This is a genomic window from Isoptericola sp. NPDC019571, from assembly GCF_044389385.1.
Classification (GTDB): Bacteria; Actinomycetota; Actinomycetes; order Actinomycetales; family Cellulomonadaceae; genus Isoptericola; species Isoptericola nanjingensis.
Genome location: NZ_JBIRXZ010000004.1, coordinates 146358 through 167387 on the forward strand (window position 1 = coordinate 146358; position 21030 = coordinate 167387).

Sequence of the window (21030 nt, forward strand, 5' to 3'; positions counted from 1 at the left end):
AATATCGCAGGATGGTTCGTGGTCGTACACAGTACGGTCTCGCCCGTCCGGTGACCGCACGATGATCGCACCGGGGTGACCTCCGGACCACGACCGACCACGACGACGTGCCGCGCCCACCGGCGTCGGCCCTCCCCTGCCCTCCGCCGGGTTCCCCGGCACGACGCGAGCGGAGCACAGAGTGCCAGCCCCCCGACCGACAGACACCACCGTCACACCCGACGCGCAGACCCCGGAGGCCACCCTGACGACTCCCGCCACCGCATCTCCCGGCACGGCCGACACGACGCTGCCCGCCCGCGGCATCGTCATCGACGAGGCGGTGCCCCAGCGCCTCACGCGCCAGCAGTTCACCGTCATCGCGCTGCTGCTGGGCTCCGCGTTCGTCGTCATCCTCAACGAGACGACGATGAGCGTGGCCCTGGCCCCGCTCATGACCGACCTCGGCATCACGGCGAGCACCGGCCAGTGGCTGACCACCGCGTTCATGCTCACGATGTCGGTCATCATCCCGGCCACCGGGTTCCTGCTGCAGCGGCTCGGCACCCGCGGCGCCTACTTGCTCGCGATGTCGCTGTTCAGCGCGGGCACTCTCCTCGCGGCGCTCTCCCCCGGCTTCGGGTGGCTGCTGGGCGGCCGCATCGTGCAGGCGTCGGGCACCGCGATCATGATGCCGCTGCTCATGACCACGATCATGACGGTCGTGCCGCCGGCGATCCGCGGCAAGGTGATGGGCAACATCTCCATCGTCATGGCCGCCGCGCCGGCGCTCGGCCCGGCCATCTCGGGCATCATCCTCGACGCGCTGAGCTGGCGCTGGGTCTTCGGCATCGTGCTCCCGATCGCCCTGCTCGCGCTGGTCATGGGCTTCTTGTACGTCCGGGACGTCGCCGACCGTACACACTCGCGCCTCGACCCGCTGTCGCTGTTCCTCGCGGCCGTGGCGTTCGGCGGACTCGTGTACGGCCTGTCCAGCATCGGCGAGGCCGCGCGGCACGCCCCGCCCGTCGCGCCGTGGATCCCGATCGTCGTCGGTGTCGCGGTGCTCGGCCTCTTCGCGTGGCGCCAGCTCCTCCTGGCCCGCGACGACCGCGCGCTGCTCGACCTGAGCGTGTTCCGGTTCCGCGGGTTCTCGGTCGGCCTCGCCATCATGGCGGTCGGCATGCTCGCGATGTTCGGCTCGCTGATCCTGCTGCCGCTGTTCCTGCAGGACGCGATGGGCCTCGAGCCGCTGGCCACCGGCCTCATCGTGCTCCCGGGCGGCCTGCTCATGGGCCTGCTCGGCCCGACGGTCGGCCGCCTGTACGACCGGGTGGGACCGCGCCCGCTGGTCACGCCGGGCCTGGTCGTCGTGACGATCGCGCTGGCCCTGTTCACGCAGGTGCACGCGGACTCGTCGCCCTGGTACATCCTGGCGCTGCACGTGACGCTCAGCCTCGGCCTCGCGTTCATGTTCACGCCGCTGTTCACCTCGGCGCTGTCGTCGCTCACCCCGCCCCTGTACTCGCACGGGTCGGCCGCGATCGGCACGGTGCAGCAGCTCGCCGGCGCGGCCGGCACCGCGATGTTCGTCGCGGTGATGACGACGCGGTCCGTCGCCCTCCTGGAGGACGGCGCGACGGCGCAGGTCGCGCTGGCGGAGGGCGTCGGCGACGCGTTCGTCTGGGGCGCGGCGATCATGCTCGTCGCGGTGGGGCTGTCGCTCCTGCTGCGGCGCGTGCCCGCCTCCCCCGAGGGCGAGGGCATGCCGGCGGCGCACTGACCGGTCGGCCCCGTCACGGGCCGGGGGCGCCGCCACGGGCGGTCACCGTCGCACGACGGTGGCCGCCCGTCGTCGTCCCCGACGTCAGGGCGCGACGGCAGGAGAGGCGACGCCGTCGCGCGCCGCGACCTTGAAGGCGGGCGCCAGTGCGATCACGCCGAGTGCCAGCAGCGCGGGGACCGCGAAGGCGAGCCGCAGGCTCAGCAGCTCGGCGACGCCGCCGATCAGGCCCGCCCCCACGACGAACCCCACGTAGTTGAAGAGGTTCACGCGCGCGACCGCGACACCCGTCCCCTCGGGGTCGAGCCGGCCCGCCACCGAGAACGCCAACGGCACCACGACGCTCAGCCCGAGCCCGGTGAGCCCGAAGCCGACGACGGCGACCCACGGCCCGGGGGCGAGCGTCACGGCGGCGAGGCCGGCCGCCCCCACGATCCCGCCGACGGCCACGGGCGCCACCGGCCCGAACCGGTTGACCTGCCGGTCCGCCGCGAGCCGCCCCAGGAGCTGGCACCCGAGGTAGGCGGCAAGCCCCAGCGGCGCGACGTTCGCCGCCGCGCCCAGCGCGTCCTGGATGTACTTGGTGGACCAGTTCGACGTCGCCGAGTCCGCGACGTACACGATCGTCACGGCGAGCCCGACGAGGACCAGCGGGCCCCACGGCGGGCGGGCGGCGCGCGACGCGCCGGCGTCGGCCCGCTCCCGGCCCGCCGGCCCCGCCGGCTCGGGCACGCCGGTCACCGTGCGCAGCGGGGGTTCCGCCGTCACCACGCCTGGTACCGCCTCCCGCGCGTCCGGGCGCGGCGCGCCGTCCTCGGACGCCGCGGCCGTCGCCACGAGGTCGACGGCGACGCCCACGGCGGCGACGAGCCCCAGCCCGGCGGCGAGCGACCAGCCCAGCGAGTGCGCCAGCACGGCGGCCAGGGACCCGAGGATGCCGCCCACGCTCCACGCGCCGTGGAAGGAGTTGAGCAGGCTGCGGCCGTACCGCTGCTCCACCTCCACGCCCTGCATGTTCATGCTCGCGTCGACCAGGCCGAGCAGCAGCCCCACCGCCGCGACCACGGGGTAGAGGATCGTGACGGTCGGCGCCAGGCCCGCACCCAGGACGGCGAGCGCCACGAGCGGCCCGCACACGTGCAGCAGGCGCGCGCTGCCGACCCGCGGGGCGAGCGCACCGGCGAGCACGCTGCCGACACCGGCCACGACCGGCACCAGCAGCAGGATCAGCGTCAGCGTGCCGTCCGAGATGCCCAGGTCGTGCTGCAGCGTCGGCACCTGCGCGAGCAGTCCGGCGAAGCACATGCCCTGCACCAGGTAGAACGCCGTCACCACGAGGCGCGCCCGCCGGTCGCGCGCCCCCGCGTCGCCGCCCGCTCCGCTCACGCCACCGGCCGTCCCGCCCGGCGCACCACCCGCCGTCATACCGGAACCGCTCATGCCCAGCCTCCGCTCGTCGCGCTCCGGGGCTCGCCGTCGGGCCCGCGCGCAAGCGTGAGGATAGACCCGCGGCCGTCCCCCGAGGGAGGGTCGGTCAGGCCTCGCGGGCCGCCCACCAGGCGCGCAGCTCCTGCTCCGCGCGCTCCGCGCCGAGCGGGCCGTGCTCCATCCGCAGCGCGAGCAGGTGCTTGTACGCCTGCCCGACGGCGGGCCCGGGCGCGATGCCGAGGATCGCCATGATCTGCGAGCCGTCCAGGTCCGGGCGGATCGCGTCGATCTCCTCCTGCTCGCGCAGGGCGGCGATGCGGTGCTCGAGGTCGGTGTACGAGTCGGCGAGTCGCTGCGCCTTGCGCTTGTTCCTCGTGGTGGAGTCGGCGCGCGTGAGCCGGTGCAGCCGCTCCAGCAGCGGGCCGGCGTCGGTGACGTAGCGACGCACCGCCGAGTCCGTCCACTGCCCCTCGCCGTAGCCGTGGAAGCGCAGGTGCAGCTCCACCAGGCGAGCGACGTCCTTGACCACCTGCTTCTCGTACTTCAGGGCGCGCAGCCGCTTGGCCACCAGCTTGGCGCCGACGACCTCGTGGTGGTGGAAGCTCACGCCCCCGCCCGGCTCGAAGCGTCGCGTGGCCGGCTTGCCGACGTCGTGGAGCAGCGAGGCGAGCCGCAGCACCAGGTCGGGCGCGGGCACGGGGCCGTCCGGCCCGGTCTCCTGCGCGATCGCCTGCTCCAGCACCGTGAGCGAGTGCTGGTAGACGTCCTTGTGGCGGTGGTGCTCGTCGATCTCCAGCCGCAGCGCGGGCAGCTCGGGCAGCACGTGGTCGGCCAGGCCGGTGTCGACCAGCACCTCGAGGCCGGCGCGGGGTCGGTCGCTCAGCAGCAGCTTGGAGATCTCCGCCTGCACCCGCTCGGCGGAGACGATGTCGATCCGGCCAGCCATGTCGACGATCGCCTGCCGGGTCGCGGGCTCGACGTCGAAGCCGAGCTGGCCGGCGAACCGCGCCGCGCGCATCATGCGCAGCGGGTCGTCGTCGAACGACCGCTCCGGCGCGATGGGGGTGCGCAGCACGCCGCGGGCCAGGTCGGACAGCCCGTCGAACGGGTCGACGAACGTGAGGTCCGGCAGCCGCACCGCCATCGCGTTCACCGTGAAGTCGCGCCGCGACAGGTCGCCGTCGAGCGTGTCCCCGAAGGCGACGACGGGCTTGCGCGAGGCAGGGTCGTACTCGTCGCTGCGGTACGTGGTGACCTCGACGACGACGTCGCCCGTCGCGGCCGCGGTCCCGGGGCCCGACCCGCCCCCGGTGCGCGCGAACCGCCGCGCGCCGATCGTGCCGAACTCCTTGCCGATGTCCCAGTGGGCGTCGCCCCAGCGGGCCAGCAGGGCCTGCGTCTCGTCGGGCGAGGCCGACGTCGCGAAGTCCAGGTCGTTGCTGGCGCGGCCGAGGAAGGCGTCCCGGACGGGCCCGCCGACCAGCGCGAGCTCGTGCCCGGCGGCGCGGAACACCTCGCCCAGCTCGACGGCCGCGGGGGCCATCTCGGTCAGCACGGCGAGGGCGCGGCGCAGCAGCGCGGCAGGGGCCTGGGGTTCAGGGGTCGACACGGCGTCCCATCCTCCCAGATCCCGCGCGTCGGCGCCCCGGCGGCTGGGCCGGCGGGGTGTCTCCACTCGGTAGGGTGGGCGCATGTCATCCCCGGCCCCGGTTCCCGGCCCGCGGCGCCGGCGCCCGGCCGCGCCGGTCCCCGTGCCACCGGGAGGACACCCCCTCAAGGTCGACCCCGCGCGCCTCGCTGGGCCGCGCGGCACCGCGACGCCCGCCGTCGTGGGCGTCGCCCCGTCGGGCACGACGACGCACCTGCCGGTCAACGAGGAGACGTCGGCGGGCGGGCTCGTCGTCCAGGTCGCCGCCGCCGGTCCCGAGGCCGCCGTCATCGTGCGGCGCAACCGCGGCGGGCGCCTCGAGTGGTGCCTGCCCAAGGGGCACCTCGAGGGCGAGGAGACGCCGGAGCAGGCGGCCGTCCGCGAGATCCACGAGGAGACGGGCATCCTCGGCACGATCCGCACCCGCCTGGGCGTCATCGACTACTGGTTCAGCGGAGAGGACCACCGCGTCCACAAAGTGGTGCACCACTTCCTCCTGCGCGCGGAGGGCGGCACCATCACCGCGGAGGGCGACCCCGACGGCGAGGCGGAGGACGCCCTCTGGGTCCCGGTCGAGCAGCTGACGGAGCGGCTCTCCTACCCCAACGAGCAGCGGCTCGCCGTCGTCGCGCAGCAGGTGCTGCGCCGCACGCCCGAGGTGCTCGGGCACCCCGGTCTCGGAGCGGTCGAGTGAGGCCCGCCGCGTGACCACGTCCCGACCCTCGGGTGCCGGAGCCGCACCCGCGCCCCCGCCCGCCCGGGCGGCCCGCCTCGTCACGGCGCTGACGCTGCTCGCCGGGCTGCTCCTGGCAGGTGCGCTCGTCGCGCTGCCCGGCGCGTCGGCGTCGGCCGTCACCTCGCCGTCCCTCCTGCCCGCCGCCCGCGACGGGAAGGCGACGGTCGAGCTCGTGAGCTCCGCGCCCACGCTCGCCTCCCCGGGCTCCACCGTGACGCTCGTCCTCCGGGTCACCAACGGCACCGACGCGGCGCTCGACGGCACCCAGCTCGACCTCGGCGTCTCGTGGCGCCCGGTCACCTCGCGCGAGGACCTGGCTGCCTGGGCCGACGACGACGGCACCAGCACCGCAGGGCTGCGCCAGGATGCCGAGCCCGTCGACCGCCTCGCGCCCGGGGACAGCGCGCAGGTCACGATGGAGCTCGACGTCGACACCCTCGGCCTCAGCGCGGAGAACCCCTGGGGGCCCCGGGAGATGTCCGTCGCGCTCACCCGCGGCGGGTCCACGCTCGACGTCGTCCACACCTTCCTCCTGTTCGCGCCGGAGGGCGACGCGCCGGACCCGGTCTCGGTGAGCGTCGCCGCCCCTGTCACAGGCCCGGCCGTCGACCCGCTGGACCCGGACGGCTACGACCTGGAGCTCGGCACGGCGACCGCGACCGGTGGACGGCTGAACCGCCTGCTCGACGCCGCGTCGGTCACCGGCACGTCTCCCGGCATGTCGCTCGCCGTCGACCCGGCCCTCGTGTCGGCCGCGGCCGGGGCGGACGACGACGACGCCCGGGCGTGGGCGACCCGGCTCACGGGTGCGCCGGTCACGGGCGACGCCGACGCCACCGACGCCACCGACGCGGGCACCTCGGCGAGCCTGGCGAGCACCGCAGGCACCGCCGGCGCCGCGGCGACCGGCGAGCCCGCCGACGTCGCCGTCCTGCCCGGCTACGACCCCGACCTCGCGGCGGTCGCGCACGCCGACCCGTCCCGGGCGGACGTCGCGGCCGCGACCGGCGGGGAGGCCGCGCTCGGGGCGGCCTGGCAGCGGCCCGAGGGCTGGGACCTCACCGTCGCCTGGCCGGAGGGTCGGCCCGACGCCGCCACCCTCGCCGCCGGACGCGAAGCGCCCGTCGACCAGGTGGTGGTGGCCGACGGGCTCGCGCCCGCCGACGGGGCCGCCGCCTCAGCCCGCACCGCCGTCGAGACGCCGTCGGGCAAGGTGTCCGCGCTGGTCGCCGACGAGGGACTGTCGTCGGCGTTCGCCGCCCTCACCGACGGTGACGACGCCCCGTCGGCCGCCGAGGCGTCCGCCCGCGTGCTCGCCGACGCCGCGCTCGTCGCGCTCCAGCAGCAGGACTCCGGGCAGCAGGACCTGCACCTGCTCGCCGCGCTCCCGCGGAGCTGGTCGCCCGACCCGGCCCTGGTGGGCACGGTGCTCGGCGACCTCCACGACGCGTCGTGGGCCGACGTCGTGCCGCTGTCCGAGACCGTCGCCGCCCCCGCCTCCCGCGCGCCGCGCGCCGACCCCGCACGAGGCGAGCGGGCCGGTCGGTCCAAGGGCGAGCTGGCGCCCTCCTCCGTCCGCCGGCTCCTCGACTCCCACCGCGACCTCGCCGCGTTCTCCACCGTGGCCAGCGACCCCGTCGAGCTGAGCGGCGACACCGACCAGGCGCTCGTCGCCCCCCTCGCCGTCGCCGCCCGCACCGAACCCGACGCCCGCGACAACGCCGTCGACCTCGCCGTGGAGCAGTCCGAGGCCCTCCAGCGGGGCATCGGCGTCGCGGACCGGTCCAACGTCACGCTCGTCAGCGACACCGGCAGGCTGCCCGTCACCGTCTCCAACGACCTGCCCGTGGACGCCACGGTCACGGTGGTGCTCCGGCCCGACGCGTCCCGGCTGGTCGTCGAGTCTCGGCCGACCGTCGTCGTGCCCGCCGGCACGTCGTCCAACGTGCACGTCCCCGTGCGCGCCATCGGCTCCGGCGACGTCACCGTGCAGGTCGAGGTGCTCGCACCGAGCGGCACGGTCGTCGCGGGGCCCACGAGCTTCTCCCTCCGCGTCCGCGCCGGCTGGGAGACCGCGGGCACCGCCGTCGTCGCCGCCCTGGTCGCCCTCCTCTTCATCGGGGGCATCTGGCGTACGGTGCGTCGGGGGCGGTCCTCGGCGCGGACCACCGACGAGGGCGTCGCGGACGCCGCCGCCGACCCCCAGGGCCCCGACGCCGCCGCACCCGACGACAGTCCGCCACGCGACCCGCACGACGACGACCCGACCGACCCGGGCGGCGGCGGCATCCCTGCCGCCCGCACGCCGCCCGCCCAGGCCACGGAGACCGACCCCTCATGACTTCGACGTCCGCCTTCCCTGACGACGGCCGGCCCGACCTGCCCGGCGAGGGCGACGCGACCGACCCCGCGAGCCCGACCGGCGCACCCGGGGCGAGCTGGCACCCGGTCGGCGACCCCGGCGGTGCCCGCGCCGGTCAGGACGACGGCACCGACAGCGCCGGCAGCGCCGAAGGAGGCGCCGCCGGTGGCGTGCGGCGCACCAGCCTGGGCCGCGGCTCGGTCGTGATGACGCTGGGGACCGTCGCGTCCCGTGCCTCCGGGCTGATCCGCGCGATGCTGCTGGTCGCGTGCGTCGGCGCCGTCGGTACGGTCGCCAACGCGTTCGACATCGCGAACAAGCTCCCGAACATGCTGTTCGCGCTCATCTCGGCCGGCGTCCTCCAGGCCGTGCTCATCCCGCAGATCCTGCGGGCGATGAACGCCCACAACGCCCGCGAGCGGCTCGACAAGCTCCTCACCCTCTCCGGCCTCGGGCTGCTGCTGCTCACGGCGGTGCTGGTCGTCGCTGCCCCGCTCATCATCTGGCTCTCGACGCTCAGCGGTGCCTGGGACGCCGACGCGCGCCACCTCGCCGTCGTCTTCGCGTACTGGTGCATCCCCCAGGTCTTCTTCTACGGCCTGTACATGCTGCTCGGTCAGGTGCTCAACGCGCAGGGACGCTTCGGCGCCTACGGCGTCGCCCCGGTCGCGAACAACATCGTCTCCCTGATCGGCTTCGGGGCTTTCATCGCCATGTGGGGCACCGCCCCGTCCCGCGGCATCTCCGACCTGTCGACCTGGTCGACGGCGCAGACGGCGGTGCTCGCCGGCACGGCGACCCTGGGTATCGCAGCCCAGGCCCTGGTGCTCGTGTTCGCACTGCGACGCACCGGCTTCCAGTGGCGGTTCCGCCTCGGCCTGCGGGGCATCGGGCTCCGTGCTGCCGGGACGGTCGTCGGCTGGACCATCGGCGCCGTCGCCCTGGAGCAGGTCGGCGTCCTGTTCCTCACCAACGTCCTCGGCGCCGCCGGACAGACCGGCACGGACCTCGACGAGGTGTTCGCCGGCAACGCCGCGTACACCAACGCGATGACGATCTACCTGCTGCCCCACTCCCTGGTGGTCGTCTCCATCGTCACGGTCCTGTTCCCCCGCATGACGGCGGCCGTCCAGGCCGGCGATCTCCCCGGAGTGCGCCGCGACATGTCGCTCGGCATGCGGTCCGCGGGCGTCTTCTCGGTGTTCTCCGCCGTCGCGCTCATCGTCCTCGCCGTCCCGCTCACGGCGTCCCTGCTGCCGTCGCTCGACGCGGAAGGGGTCGGCGCCGTCGCGCCGATCATCCAGGCGATGTCGATCGGCATCGTCGCCCTCGGGGCGACGGTGCTGGTCCGCCGCATGTACTTCGCGTTCGAGGACGGCCGCTCGATCTTCGGCATCCAGGTCATCGCGACCGTCTCGATGGTCGTCGTCCTGTGGGGCGCGACCCGCGTGCTGCCGCCCCAGTGGTGGGCCGTCGCCGCCGGCGGGGCGTACGCGCTGTCGACGTGGATCTCGCTGCTGCTGCGCGTGCGCGGCATGCGCCGCAAGCTCCAGGGCATGGACGGCCGGCGCGTCCTCAAGCTCTATGTCCGCGCCCTGGTCGGCGCACTGATCGCCGCCCTCCTGGGGTGGCTGACCGTCCGCCTCCTCGACGGCTACGACGTCACGTCGTGGGGCCACTCCGTGCTGGTCACGGCCGTCGCAGGGATCGTGATGGTGGTCGGCTACGTGCTCGCACTGAAGGTCCTGCACGTGCGCGAGCTCGACGACGCGCTGGCCCCCGTCCTTCGGCGGCTCAAGCGATGACGACGGTCGCGTGCCCGGCTCGCGGGGGTTCCGTGAGGGCCCTGCGGGCACGCCCGCCAGGCGCGACCTCGCGGGCACCGGCCCGCCCGTACCATGGTCCGATGGACCGGAGGACCCTCTCCCCCCGCACCCCCACCGAGGAGCACAGGTGAGCACCGCCCATCCCGGGACCGTCATGGTCGATCGCTATCGGCTCGTGCAGCTCGCGGCCACCGACCTCGCCGCAGCCGAGTCGTGGGAAGCGCACGACCAGATCCTGGACCGTCCCGTCCGGGTGACGTTCGTCGACGGCCCGTACGCGTCCGCAGCGCTCGACGCCGCGCGCCGGGCCGCCCTCGTCGCCGACCCGCGGCTCTCCCGCGTGCTCGACGTCGGCAGCACCGACCTCGGCACGGGCCAGCGCAGCTACATCATCTCCGAGCCGTACCGGGGGTCGTCCCTCACGGAGGTCGTCTCCGGCGGCCTGGTCGACGCCCAGCAGGCGCGTGCCGTCGTCGGCGAGGCTGCCGCGGCGCTCGAGGCCGCCGGGCAGCGCGGCGTGCACCATCTGGCGCTGCGCCCCGAGGCCGTACGGATCGACGGCCACCGCGTCGTCGTCACCGGGCTCGGCATCGACGCCGCGCTCGCCGGGGTCGACGGCGGGCGAGATCACATCACGGGCGCCGGCGCGGCCGCCGCGGACGCCCGCGACCTCGTCGCCCTCGCCTACTACGCGCTCACCGCCCGCTGGCCGGGCGACTCGCTCGACGAGCCGTGGATCGCCCCTGACGCCGTGCGCCCGCTGCCCGCGCAGCGCGACGAGCGCGGCGTCGTCCCGGTGTCGACGCTGGTGCCGCACGTCGACGCCGAGCTCGACTCCCTGGTGCGGCGGACCTTCGGCTCCGACTCTCCCGACGCACCCACCACGCCCGGCGACGTCGTCGCCGCACTGGCGCCGTGGGGCGAGGTCTCCGTCGTCGCGGCGCTCCCGCAGTTCGTGCAGCCGTCGACCGAGCCGCCGGTGCGCTCCTCCGTCATGGGCGCGGTCGGGGCGGGTGCCGCCCTGCCGGGGACGCCGCCGCCCGCCCCGCCCGTCCGCCGGCCGGCCAGCGGTCGCATCGCCCGCTCCGCCGCCGTCGGCGGTGCCGCCGGTGCGGCGGCCGGCGTCGCGGCACCGCAGTCCACGCAGGCGATCCCGCCGGCCGCGGCCACCGCGGCTCAGGCTCCCGTGCCGCCCGTGCAGGCGACGGCTGCGATGGCCCCCGTCCAGCAGCAGCCCGCCCCCGCGCAGCAGCCCACAGCGGCGTACGGCGCCGCCCCCGCGGCCGCCTACGGCAGCCAGGCCTACCCCACCGCACAGGGCGCCCCGGTCCAGCAGCAGACCGCGCACGCCCCCGTGCCTCCGCCGCCAGGGGGCGGCGAGCCCCGCACGGACACCGGCGGCTTCGCGTCGTCGCCGGCGCCCAAGCGTCGCGGCGTGAACCCGACGCCGATCGTGCTCGGGCTCGTCGTCGTGCTCGTGCTCGCGGGCGCCCTGTGGGCCGTCTCCAAGGTGATGTCGCCGTCGCCGCCGCCCGTGGCGGAGAGCCCGGTCGCCAGCGAGGACGCGGGCGGCGGCGCCGCGGCCGAGGAGCCCACGGACGACGAGTCCAGTGAACCGTCGGAGACCCCCGAGGTCCGGCCCGTCATCTCGTCGGGCGACCAGCTCGACCCCGAGGGCGACGGCCAGCACCCCGAGGCGGTGGACCTCGCCTACGACGGCGACCCGTCGACGTTCTGGTACACCCAGTGGTTCAACGGTCCGGACTTCGCCGGGCTGCGCAGCGGCCTCGGCTACGTCATCGAGCTCGAGGAGCCGGCACCGGTCACGTCGATCACGCTGAACACCAACTCCGAGGGTGGCCACGTCGAGGTCCGCGCGACCTCGCGGGACAAGCCGACCGACGGCCCGGTGCTCGCCGAGGGGTCGTTCAGCTCGGAGACGACGCTCGACCTCAAGGAGGAGACCGTCGCCGACTCCTTCGTCATCTGGGTCACCGAGCTCCCGCAGACCCGGGACAAGTACTACCTGGAGCTCAACGAGATCGTCCTCTCGTGACCGTTCCCGGGCGACGACCCGTCGCCCGGGAACACCACACCCCCTCGGGATGTTGAGGGCGATGGCGCCTCAGGACGCGAAAGACCACCAGACGAGCAGGAGAGAACGTGACCGATCAGCCGACCAACACCACCGGTGAGGCCACCGTGCACGACATCGTCATCGTGGGTTCGGGCCCGGCGGGCTACACCGCGGCCGTCTACGCCGCGCGGGCTGGTCTGGCGCCCGTGGTCATCGCTGGCTCCGTCACCGCGGGTGGCGCGCTCATGAACACCACCGAGGTGGAGAACTTCCCCGGCTTCCCCACCGGCATCCAGGGTCCTGACCTCATGGAGGCGATGCGCGAGCAGGCCGAGAAGTTCGGCGCGCGCGTGCTCTGGGACGACGCCGAGCAGGTCGAGCTCGCCGGCGACATCAAGACGGTCGTCACCGGCGGCGGCGAGACCTTCAAGGCCCGTGCCGTGATCCTCGCGACCGGCTCCGCGTACCGCGAGCTCGGCCTGCCCGAGGAGAAGCAGCTCTCCGGCCGCGGCGTCTCGTGGTGCGCCACCTGCGACGGGTTCTTCTTCCGCGACCAGCACATCGCCGTCGTCGGCGGTGGCGACTCCGCGATGGAGGAGGCGACCTTCCTCACGCGCTTCGCGTCCAAGGTGACGATCGTGCACCGCCGCGACTCGCTCCGCGCCTCGAAGATCATGGCCGACCGCGCCCAGGCCGACCCGAAGATCGAATTCGCCTGGAACAGCGAGGTCGCCGGCATCTCCGGTGAGGACAAGGTCACCGGGCTGACGCTGCGCGACACCGTCACCGGTGAGGAGCGCGAGCTCGACACCACCGGCCTGTTCGTCGCGATCGGTCACGACCCCCGTACCGACCTGGTCAAGGGGCAGATCGACCTGGACGACGAGGGCTACATCCTCGTCGAGGGCCGTTCCACCCGCACCAACCTGCCGGGCGTCTTCGCCTGCGGCGACGCGGTGGACCACACCTACCGGCAGGCGATCACCGCCGCCGGGTCCGGCTGCGCCGCCGCGCTCGACGCGCAGTCGTACCTCACCGAGGTGGCCGACGCCGAGGGCGAGCAGTCCCTCGCCGGCACCCCGGCCGCGCCCAACCCGGACGGGCTCCCCGCCGCGCTCGCCGGCTGACCTTTTCTCCACCGATCCCTAAGGAGCGACACATGGCTACCGTCGCCGTCACCGACGACACGTTCAAGGCCGAGGTTCTCGAGTCCGACGTCCCTGTTCTCGTCGACTTCTGGGCGACCTGGTGCGGCCCCTGCCGCATGGTGGCCCCGATCCTCGAGGAGCTCTCGGACGAGTACGAGGGCAAGATCAAGATCGTGAAGCTGGACACCGACGCCAACCAGGCCACCACGATGGCCTACGGCATCACCTCGATCCCGACGCTCAACGTCTATTCCGGCGGCGAGCTCGTGAAGTCCGTGATCGGCGCCCGGCCGAAGCGCGCCCTGCAGGAAGAGATCGAGGCGGTGCTCGCGCCGAGCGCCTGATCTCCTCCGCGAAGGCCGCTGGTGTTTCACGTGAAACGCCCGCGGCCTTCGTCATGCCCGGCTGACAGAGCCCGCGGGTACCGCGCAGGAGGCCTCGCCGGTCCGGTATCGGTCCTCCGCACCTCCGCCGTGCCGAACGACAAGGTTTCCCCGTGGGTCACGCCACGGAAGTCCGTCGCACTGCGCCCTTCGGCACGGTGAGCATCCCGTTCGTCACCGGTGCCGTTGGCCCGCGGCGCCGTGCACCGTGCACCGTGCACCGTGCACCGTGCACCGTGCACCGTGCACCGTGCACCGTGGTCGAGCGTGAGGTCGACCCGCGGCAAGGGCCCGTCACTCGCCCCCGGGCCCATGACGGCACCTCATCCGGGTGCGACCTGACGTGCCACTCAGCGCACAGGTCTACTCTCGACAGTCCTCGACTGCGCCCGACCGAGCGAGCGCGTTCTGGTTTGCCGGATGTGACCGTGTCGCTCCGATTCTCCTGAGAGTGGCGGATGGCGCGGTACGCCCCGGCCATCGCCCTCGCGGGGGCGGTGGCGGGCGATGGCGGCACGTCGCGCGACGATCGACTCCGGCCCGCGTCCCGGCAGCGTGTCGGGATCAGCCGCTCGGCGGGGCGTCCGCGCCCGCCCGACGGCTTCTCGATCCGCCCTCCACACATGATGTCAAGGGCGACCCAGCGAGGCCGGCCGATCCAGTGTCGCTACCCCTCGGACCGTGCGCGACGTGCCGAAGCCCGGACTTCACGTGGGCTGGCTCGTCCACGCTCCCCTCCACGCGGTGTGGCCGTGGAATGTCGCCGTCCCGACCCGGGGCCCCGGACCTCGAGATTCTCCGACCGTTCGACGCCTCGACCGGTCAAGGCGAACGAGCCTTCCCCGCTCTTCTCCGATGGCCCCGCGCCGCCCCGCTCCTCGGACCCCGGCGCCCGAACGTCGGGCCGCCGATCACCGTGGATATCCGCTCTTCAGTGCGCAAACAGGCCTGTGACCTGCGACGATCCAAGGCGCCTGGCTGATGGCGAGCTAGTCCGCGATGTGCCCCCAGCACCAATGCCGGCCTCGGCCTGGCCGTCATCGAAGGCGCGATACCCCGCGTCGTCGACGTCGCCGCACCCTCGCACCGAGACCACACTGAGTTCGACCAGTCCGGTCCTCAGCGACCCTGGGATCACCAAAGTCGGCGAACCGGACACCGGGACACCGGGACACCGGGACACCGGGACACCGGGACACCGGGACACCGGGACACCGGGACACCGGGACGAGAGTGCGTGCCTCAGCGCTGACCCTGCTACCTCGGCACCTCGGCACAATGCTGCGGCGGGCTTGCCCTCCACCCTGAGCAAGGGTGCCACCCCATCGAGGTGGTGCCACGTCCGTCTCTGGTGTGGACCAGGCAGCGCTCGGTGGCGGGCGCCCCCCTCCCCCGCCCCCGTGGCCGTGGTCTATGGCGGCTCCTGGCTACCCTGGACGACGCATCCTCGCCTCCCGATCCAGTACCGGCCGCGCCAGCGACGGTTGCGCGCCGCGGGGCGTCGTCCTCCTGCGCTCTCGTTGGGTCGCTCCCCGTCGTGGATGGCGGGCGCGCCCTCGCCATGTGGATCTGGGACACGCCGTCCGCAAGTGGCCTCGTCGACACCACGCGCCGTTTCACGTGAAACGGGACGGCCGGCTCTCGCGTGACGGGCGTCGCGTCGCCTCAGGGGTCACTGGGTACGGTGCCGATCGATGTTTCACGTGGAACGGGTCGTGAACCGAAGTGCCTGGGCTCGCCGCCAACGCACCCCGGTGCATCCGCCGCTCCACGCTCCGCACGCTGGAACGGCCCTGGCGAACCTCGCACGCGTGCGCCTCACCCTGACGCTCGACCCCGCCGTCGAGATCGAGCTGCGCTGTCGATCGAAGGTGCCGACGCCGACCTGCCTCTCCCTTCGCGCCGACCATCGACGGCCTCATGCACGCCGGGGACCGGCAGAAATGGCGTCACCCGCTCACGCCGTGCACAGCGCGTGTGTCGCCGCTCAATGACCCGCTTCGGCGCCCAGCCAGATGAGTCGACAACCGGCGTGCCGCCCACCCGATTCCTACGGGTAGGAGACGCGCGCTTGACTCTGGCCCTGTCTTTCGCCAGACAGCACGCGGTGCCCTTGGGAGGGCAAGGCAGGTCCGGCGACCGACCTTCGGTGCGTCCACCACCCCGCCAGCGGCACCCCCCCCGCTCCTGGCTCGACACCGCTCGCCTCGCCCTCACGTGCGCGGCTGCGTCTCTGCTCCCTCGAGCGCCCCGCCCGCCGGGCGCCTCCCGGGCCTTCTTGCCGCGCGGCCACACCCTGGGCTCCTCGCGATGCTCCCTGCCTCGACCACACCCTCGGTCTCGTCCGACTCCGGGACGCCCACGCGTTTCACGTGAAACGTGAATCCCGGCGGGCTCCGACCACGAGCCACGACAGGCCACCGAACCTCACGATGCGGCGCGCGTGGGACCAGACGACTCGCCGGGTACTCACCCGAGCGCTATGTCGCCGCCGCTGGCGGTTCTGGGTCGTCCCTGGCACGCAGAACGGGCATCGCTCCTCCGAGGAGCGATGCCCGTCCATAGCAACCAGTGTCAGACAGGTCCCGAACGCAGGAGCCCAGGGTCCTCGGGCGCCATCACGCCCAGAATCCTGTTCAGATCCTCGACCGAGGCGAACTCCACAGTGAGCCGCCCCTTCGTCTTCCCGATGCTCACCTTCACGCGAGTCTCGAACCGGTCAGCAAGCCGAGTCGCGAGCTCGTCCATCGCTTCGCTGCGCTGACCCGCGCGCGGCGCGCGCCGCGTCGGTGAATCGGTGTCGCCGCTGGTCAGCAGCGTGACGATCTCCTCCGTAGCCCGCACAGAGAGACCCTCGGACACGATCCGCTGGGCAAGTCGCTCGATCTCCGCGCCGTCACTGAGGGAGAGGAGAGCTCGCGCGTGACCGGCTGAAAGCACACCTGCGGCGACCCGTCGCTGCACCAACGGGGGCAGCTTCAGGAGACGCAGCGTGTTCGAGATCTGCGGGCGCGACCGGGCGATCCGCGATGCAAGCTCCTCATGAGTGCACCCGAAGTCGTCCAGCAGCTGCCGGTAAGCGGCGGCCTCCTCCAAGGGATTCAGCGCCGCACGGTGAAGGTTCTCCAGGAGCGCGTCCCGCAACATGTCGCTGTCGTCGGTCTCGCGGACGATCGCAGGGATCGTCTCGAGTCCTGCAGTCTGGCTGGCGCGCCACCGCCGCTCCCCCATGATGAGCTCGTAGTGCTCGGGATCGGAGGCGTCGGGTCGAACCACGATCGGCTGGAGCACACCGATCTCCGAGATCGACGCCACCAGCTCGTCGAGATCGCCGTCGTCGAAGACGGTCCGCGGCTGCCAGGTGTTGGGACGGATCGACTCCACGGGGAGCTCAGCGAACCGGGCCCCAGGCACCGGCTTGAGCTCCGTTTCACGTGAAACGTCGTCTGCAGACCCGACATCCAGGGACGTCGCAGCCTCCGACACGGCCGACTCCACAGCGGGCGCTGCCGCTTCCGACTCTCCGTGTGCGGCCGTTGAATCAGCGGGTTCGTCGACATCCGGGAACTCGATGCTGGTGATCAGGCCCAACGAGAGGCCGTCGGCGCCGAGGGACTCCTCCGCGACACGCTCCGCACCTGGGCCGCCGGCGTCGGTCGGAGCATCGGGCTCGTCGGTGAGGACCGAGGCCGAAGCGGCAGAACCTGCGGGTCCGGGCGCCCTCACCTGCGGCTCGCCGCCCGTCCGGATACTCAGACGACCACCCGCGATCGCCGAGTCCCACGACGCAGACCGTCGCGAAGCGCGCCCGCCGTCCTCTCCATTCTCAGCTGCCGAACGCTCGGCATAGCCGAGAGCGGCAGCACTGCCGCTCTCGGTCGTGTCACGACCCTCACCCGCAGGGAAGAAGACGTCGACCGGACGATCACCTTCCGGCCCGGAAGGGATCAGCGCGCCGAGCCCGCGACCCAGACCACGCTTCTTCTGACTCATGCCCCAGCCTCCTGAACCATCTGGCTCCGCGCTTCCCTGTTCGTGCTGAAGTTACCGCCCCGCTCCCATACAGGCGGAGAACCTTCCACATCCCCGCCGCAGGGCCGGGCGCCCCACGTCGCCGCCGCGCGCAATCGCCCTGTCTGCACGCCGCCCCCGACCGTCATCGCAGGTCAGCGCGCTGCGGCGCGCGCTCCGCGAGCTCCCGGGCGGCCTCGAGGTAGGCCAGAGATCCCGTCGAGCTCGGATCGTAGGTCAGGACGGTCTGCGCGTGGCTCGGAGCCTCGGAGATGCGGACCGAGCGCGGGACAGTGGTACGGAGCGTCTGATCTGGGAAGTGCTCCCGCACCTCCGCCGCGACCTGCTGCGCGAGATTCGTCCGGCCGTCATACATCGTGAGGAGGATCGTCGAGACGCGAAGCACAGGATTCAGGTGCGCCTTGATCAGCTCGATCGACTTGAGCAGCTGGCTGAGACCCTCGAGCGCGTAGTACTCGCACTGGATCGGGATCAACACCTCGCGGCCCACCACGAACGCGTTCACGGTCAGCAGGCCGAGGCTGGGGGGACAGTCGACAAGCACGTAGTCGATCTGGTCCTCTCCCCGCTCCTCTCTCTCGGCCAGATAGGCGTCGAGCGCACGCCGAAGACGTGTTTCACGTGAAACGAGCGAGACGAGCTCGATCTCCGCACCGGAGAGATCGATCGTCGCGGGCACACCGTAGAGTCCTGGAACGGTCGGGCACTCCTGGACCGTGTTGGCGAGCGGCTCGTCCTCGACCAGGACCTCGTAGATCGAAGGCGTCCCGGCACGATGCTCCAAGCCGAGCGCCGTGGACGCGTTCCCCTGCGGGTCGTTGTCGATGACCAGCACCTTCAGGCCCGACTGGGCCAGCCCGGCGGCGATGTTCACTGTGGTCGTCGTCTTCCCGACGCCGCCCTTCTGGTTCGCCACCGTGATGATGCGGGTGCGGGCAGGGCGGGGGAACTGCCGTCCCTGCAGCTCGATCCGACGCCGCGCGTCGATCGCGAGCTGCGCGGCGAGAGGCGTGGACTCGTCGGCCTCGGGGACAGACGCGACGAGCGCAGCCCTGTGTCCGTCGATGGCAGGAGGAAGCCCACCCTGCGCCCAGGACAAAGCTGGCGCGGTTTCACGTGAAACGTGCGGATCACCCGTCGCGGTCCCATCGTTCTGCGGGACGTCGTCGACGTGCTCCGTACTCGTGCTCACGTGCCACTCCTCCGGTTCGTCACAGGGACTGTGCACCCGAGTCGCCGCACGTACGACGCCACGGCCCGGTGCTCCGCGCTCACTCTACGGCCTCACCGGCGTCGTGACGGGTCAAAACTCCGGCCCGTGGACAGGCAGAACGTCCACGGGCCGGAGTGCTAGCGACAGTCAGGCACGCCGCACGCGGAGGATCGTGGTGGGTTCGACGTTGTCGACCGTGCGTCCCTCAAGGATCTCCGGCTCAGCGGTCTTGAAGGACCGCAGCACCTTGCGAGCCGGCTCGATCTCCCGCTCGACGTTGCGACCCTTCAGCACGACCATCGCGCCGCCCTTGCGTACGAGCGGGAGGCTCATCCGCGCGAGCTTGCTCAACGCCGCCACCGCGCGCGAGGTCACGGCGTCCACCTCGAAGGCGCCGTGGTACTCCTCCGCGCGCCCGCGCTTCACCAGCACGTTCTCCAGGCTCAGGTTCTCGACGCACTCCTGCAGCCACGCCGTCCGGCGTTCCATCGGCTCGATGAGGTGGACCTCGAGCTCCGGTCGCTGGATCGCCAGCACGAGGCCGGGGAGACCGGCACCCGAGCCGATGTCTGCCACAGAACGGACGTCGCCCAGGTGGGGCGTCACGGCGGCCGAGTTGAGGATGTGGCGTTCCCACAGGCGCGCGACCTCGCGCGGTCCGATGAGGCCACGCAGCTCGCCCTCGTCCCTCAGGCTCGCGGCATACCGAGCCACCAGCTCGTAGCGGTCACCGAAGTACTCGCGGACGGCGTCGCTCTGACCGAGCTCCGCGTCCTCGTGATCGCCCGTGGGGACCTGTGTCTCGTCGCTCACGATCTCTCCCTTGCATTCCCACCACATGCCGAGAGCCCGTCGTTTCACGTGAAACAACGGGCTCTCGAGACGTCCTTCAGGACTCCGACGCGCCGTCCTGCTCCGCGGCTGGCTGCACCACCACGTACCGTGCCGGCTCCACGCCACGCGAGTCGCTGATCAGGCCCGCCGCCGCGACGGCGTCGTGCACGACCTTGCGCTCGAAGGCGTTGAGCGGGTCGAGCTCGACCTCGCGACCGGACTCGCGCACGGTGCGAATCGCGTCCTCCGCCAGCGCCGTGAGCTCCTGCCGCCGAGCCGCACGGAACCCAGCGATGTCGAGCATCAGCCGGCTCCGCTCCCCCGTCCGCGCCTGAACGGCCAGGCGGGTGAGCTCCTGCAGCGCCTCCAGCACCTCACCGTCACGCCCGACCAGAGCAGAAAGGTCCTCGTCCTCGTCCGCCACGACCTCGACCGCGGCGCGGTCGTGCTGGATGTCGAGGTCGATGTCCCCATCGAGGTCGGCGATGTCGAGCAGCTCTTCGAGGTAGTCCGCCGCGATCTCGCCCTCCTCCTCGAGGCGCTTCGTACGGTCGGGACCGTGCTCCACCGGAGTGTCCGTCGTCATCGGTGTTCGATTCCTCTCGCTGCTCAACGGCGCTTCTGGCGGTTCTTGCGCTTGGGCTGCTCACGCTGCCCGCGGGGCTTCTCGGGCTCAGGCTCCGGGGTCGCCTCGATGGCGCCCTTGGCCGCTGCCTTCCGCGCCTGCTTCTCCTTCAGGAGACGCTCCGCCTCCGAGCCGGGAGCCGGCATCTTCTTGATCGTGTAGAACTGCTGGCCCATCGACCAGAGGTTCGAGATGACCCAGTAGATCAGCACGCCGACAGGGAAGTTGATGCCCGAGATCAGGAAGATCACCGGAAGGATGTAGAGCATCATCTTCTGCGTGCTCGCCATCGGCCCCTCGAGGGCGGCCTTGGGCATGTTCTTCATCGTGAGCTGACGCTGGGTGAAGAACATCGTGGCGCTCATCAGGACGATGAGGCAGATGACGACGACGCGCGACGTCATCGAGTCGGTCGTCCGGAAGACGTCGGAGAGCTGCGCTCCGAAGAGGCTCGACGACTCGATGTCGCCGGCGATCCGCTGGTCGATCGGACCGATGGCCTTGTGCGTGCCCTCTGCGATGCCCTGCAGGTTGTTGAGGACCCGGAACAGCGCGAAGAAGATCGGGGACTGCAGAAGGATCGGCAGGCACGACGCCATGGGGTTCGTGCCGTGCTTGCGGTAGAGCTCCATGGTCTCGCGGCCCATGGCCTCGCGGGACGCGGGATCGGTCTTGCCCTTGTACTTCTTCTGCACCGCCTGCAGCTCGGGCTGCATCATCTGCATCCCGCGCGAAGCCTTGATCTGCTTGAAGAAGAGCGGGATCAGTGCGATACGGATGACGACCGTCAGGGCGACGATCGAGAACACCCATGCCCAGCCAGGGCCGTCCTGCATCCCGAGGGTCGTGAACAGGGCGTGCGCCCCGTACATGATCCAGGCCACGACCCACTCGATGGGGTAGAGGATGGTGTCGAACATCCCGAATTGTCTCCTCTGTCGGAAAGTCTGCGTCCC

At 72.5% G+C, this 21030-nt stretch carries 14 protein-coding genes; 7 read left to right on the plus strand and 7 right to left on the minus strand.

What is annotated here, in order from left to right; translation table 11 throughout:
• Positions 1 to 289: 289 nt before the first annotated feature.
• The gene (locus tag ACH443_RS08865) at positions 290 to 1762 is read left to right on the plus strand and encodes an MDR family MFS transporter (protein WP_430555688.1); all 1473 of its coding nucleotides are present in this window, start codon (positions 290 to 292) and stop codon (positions 1760 to 1762) included.
• Between the two features lie 84 nt (positions 1763 to 1846).
• Here the strand turns inward: ACH443_RS08865 and ACH443_RS08870 are convergent, their stop codons facing one another.
• Both ACH443_RS08870 and ACH443_RS08875 read right to left on the minus strand, forming a co-directional pair.
• A complete protein-coding gene (locus ACH443_RS08870; RefSeq protein ID WP_430555604.1) occupies positions 1847 to 3202 on the minus strand; it encodes an MFS transporter in 1356 nt (451 codons plus the stop codon).
• A gap of 94 nt (positions 3203 to 3296) precedes the next feature.
• Positions 3297 to 4799, minus strand: coding sequence for a CCA tRNA nucleotidyltransferase (locus ACH443_RS08875; RefSeq protein WP_429762823.1), 1503 nt, complete (start codon positions 4797 to 4799; stop codon positions 3297 to 3299).
• An 82-nt stretch (positions 4800 to 4881) separates the two neighbouring features.
• Between ACH443_RS08875 and ACH443_RS08880 the strand changes: the two genes are divergently transcribed.
• The 6 genes from ACH443_RS08880 to trxA all read left to right on the plus strand — a co-directional run bounded on the left by ACH443_RS08880 (position 4882) and on the right by trxA (position 13331).
• Entirely contained in the window at positions 4882 to 5532 is a 651-nt protein-coding gene (locus ACH443_RS08880) for an NUDIX hydrolase (protein WP_429762822.1), read from the plus strand.
• Between the two features lie 10 nt (positions 5533 to 5542).
• A complete protein-coding gene (locus tag ACH443_RS08885) occupies positions 5543 to 7915 on the plus strand; it encodes a DUF6049 family protein (RefSeq protein ID WP_430590089.1) in 2373 nt (790 codons plus the stop codon).
• Entirely contained in the window at positions 7912 to 9741 is a 1830-nt protein-coding gene (murJ, locus tag ACH443_RS08890) for a murein biosynthesis integral membrane protein MurJ (RefSeq protein WP_430590090.1), read from the plus strand. The genes ACH443_RS08885 and murJ overlap by 4 nt, the downstream gene beginning before the upstream one ends.
• 148 nt (positions 9742 to 9889) lie before the next feature.
• The gene (locus ACH443_RS08895) at positions 9890 to 11818 is read left to right on the plus strand and encodes a hypothetical protein (RefSeq protein ID WP_430590091.1); all 1929 of its coding nucleotides are present in this window, start codon (positions 9890 to 9892) and stop codon (positions 11816 to 11818) included.
• 107 nt (positions 11819 to 11925) lie between these two features.
• Positions 11926 to 12966: a thioredoxin-disulfide reductase gene (gene trxB / locus ACH443_RS08900; protein ID WP_429762818.1), complete on the plus strand. Its 1041-nt coding sequence runs from the start codon at positions 11926 to 11928 to the stop codon at positions 12964 to 12966.
• 32 nt (positions 12967 to 12998) lie between these two features.
• Complete coding sequence (trxA, locus tag ACH443_RS08905; RefSeq protein ID WP_429762817.1) at positions 12999 to 13331, plus strand: thioredoxin; 333 nt, start codon at positions 12999 to 13001, stop codon at positions 13329 to 13331.
• 2613 nt (positions 13332 to 15944) lie between these two features.
• Here the strand turns inward: trxA and ACH443_RS08910 are convergent.
• From ACH443_RS08910 to yidC, 5 genes are all read right to left on the minus strand, one after another.
• On the minus strand, positions 15945 to 17363 hold the full coding sequence (locus ACH443_RS08910; RefSeq protein WP_430590092.1) for a ParB/RepB/Spo0J family partition protein: 1419 nt from the start codon (positions 17361 to 17363) through the stop codon (positions 15945 to 15947).
• A 163-nt stretch (positions 17364 to 17526) separates the two neighbouring features.
• A complete protein-coding gene (locus ACH443_RS08915; protein ID WP_429763209.1) occupies positions 17527 to 18468 on the minus strand; it encodes a ParA family protein in 942 nt (313 codons plus the stop codon).
• 294 nt (positions 18469 to 18762) lie between these two features.
• A complete protein-coding gene (gene rsmG / locus ACH443_RS08920) occupies positions 18763 to 19428 on the minus strand; it encodes a 16S rRNA (guanine(527)-N(7))-methyltransferase RsmG (RefSeq protein ID WP_430590093.1) in 666 nt (221 codons plus the stop codon).
• A 76-nt stretch (positions 19429 to 19504) separates the two neighbouring features.
• Positions 19505 to 20035 carry a protein jag gene (locus ACH443_RS08925; protein ID WP_429762814.1) on the minus strand — a complete coding sequence of 177 codons (531 nt, stop codon included), beginning with the start codon at positions 20033 to 20035 and terminating at the stop codon, positions 19505 to 19507.
• Between the two features lie 23 nt (positions 20036 to 20058).
• Positions 20059 to 20994: a membrane protein insertase YidC gene (yidC, locus tag ACH443_RS08930; RefSeq protein WP_430544843.1), complete on the minus strand. Its 936-nt coding sequence runs from the start codon at positions 20992 to 20994 to the stop codon at positions 20059 to 20061.
• Positions 20995 to 21030: the final 36 nt, after the last annotated feature.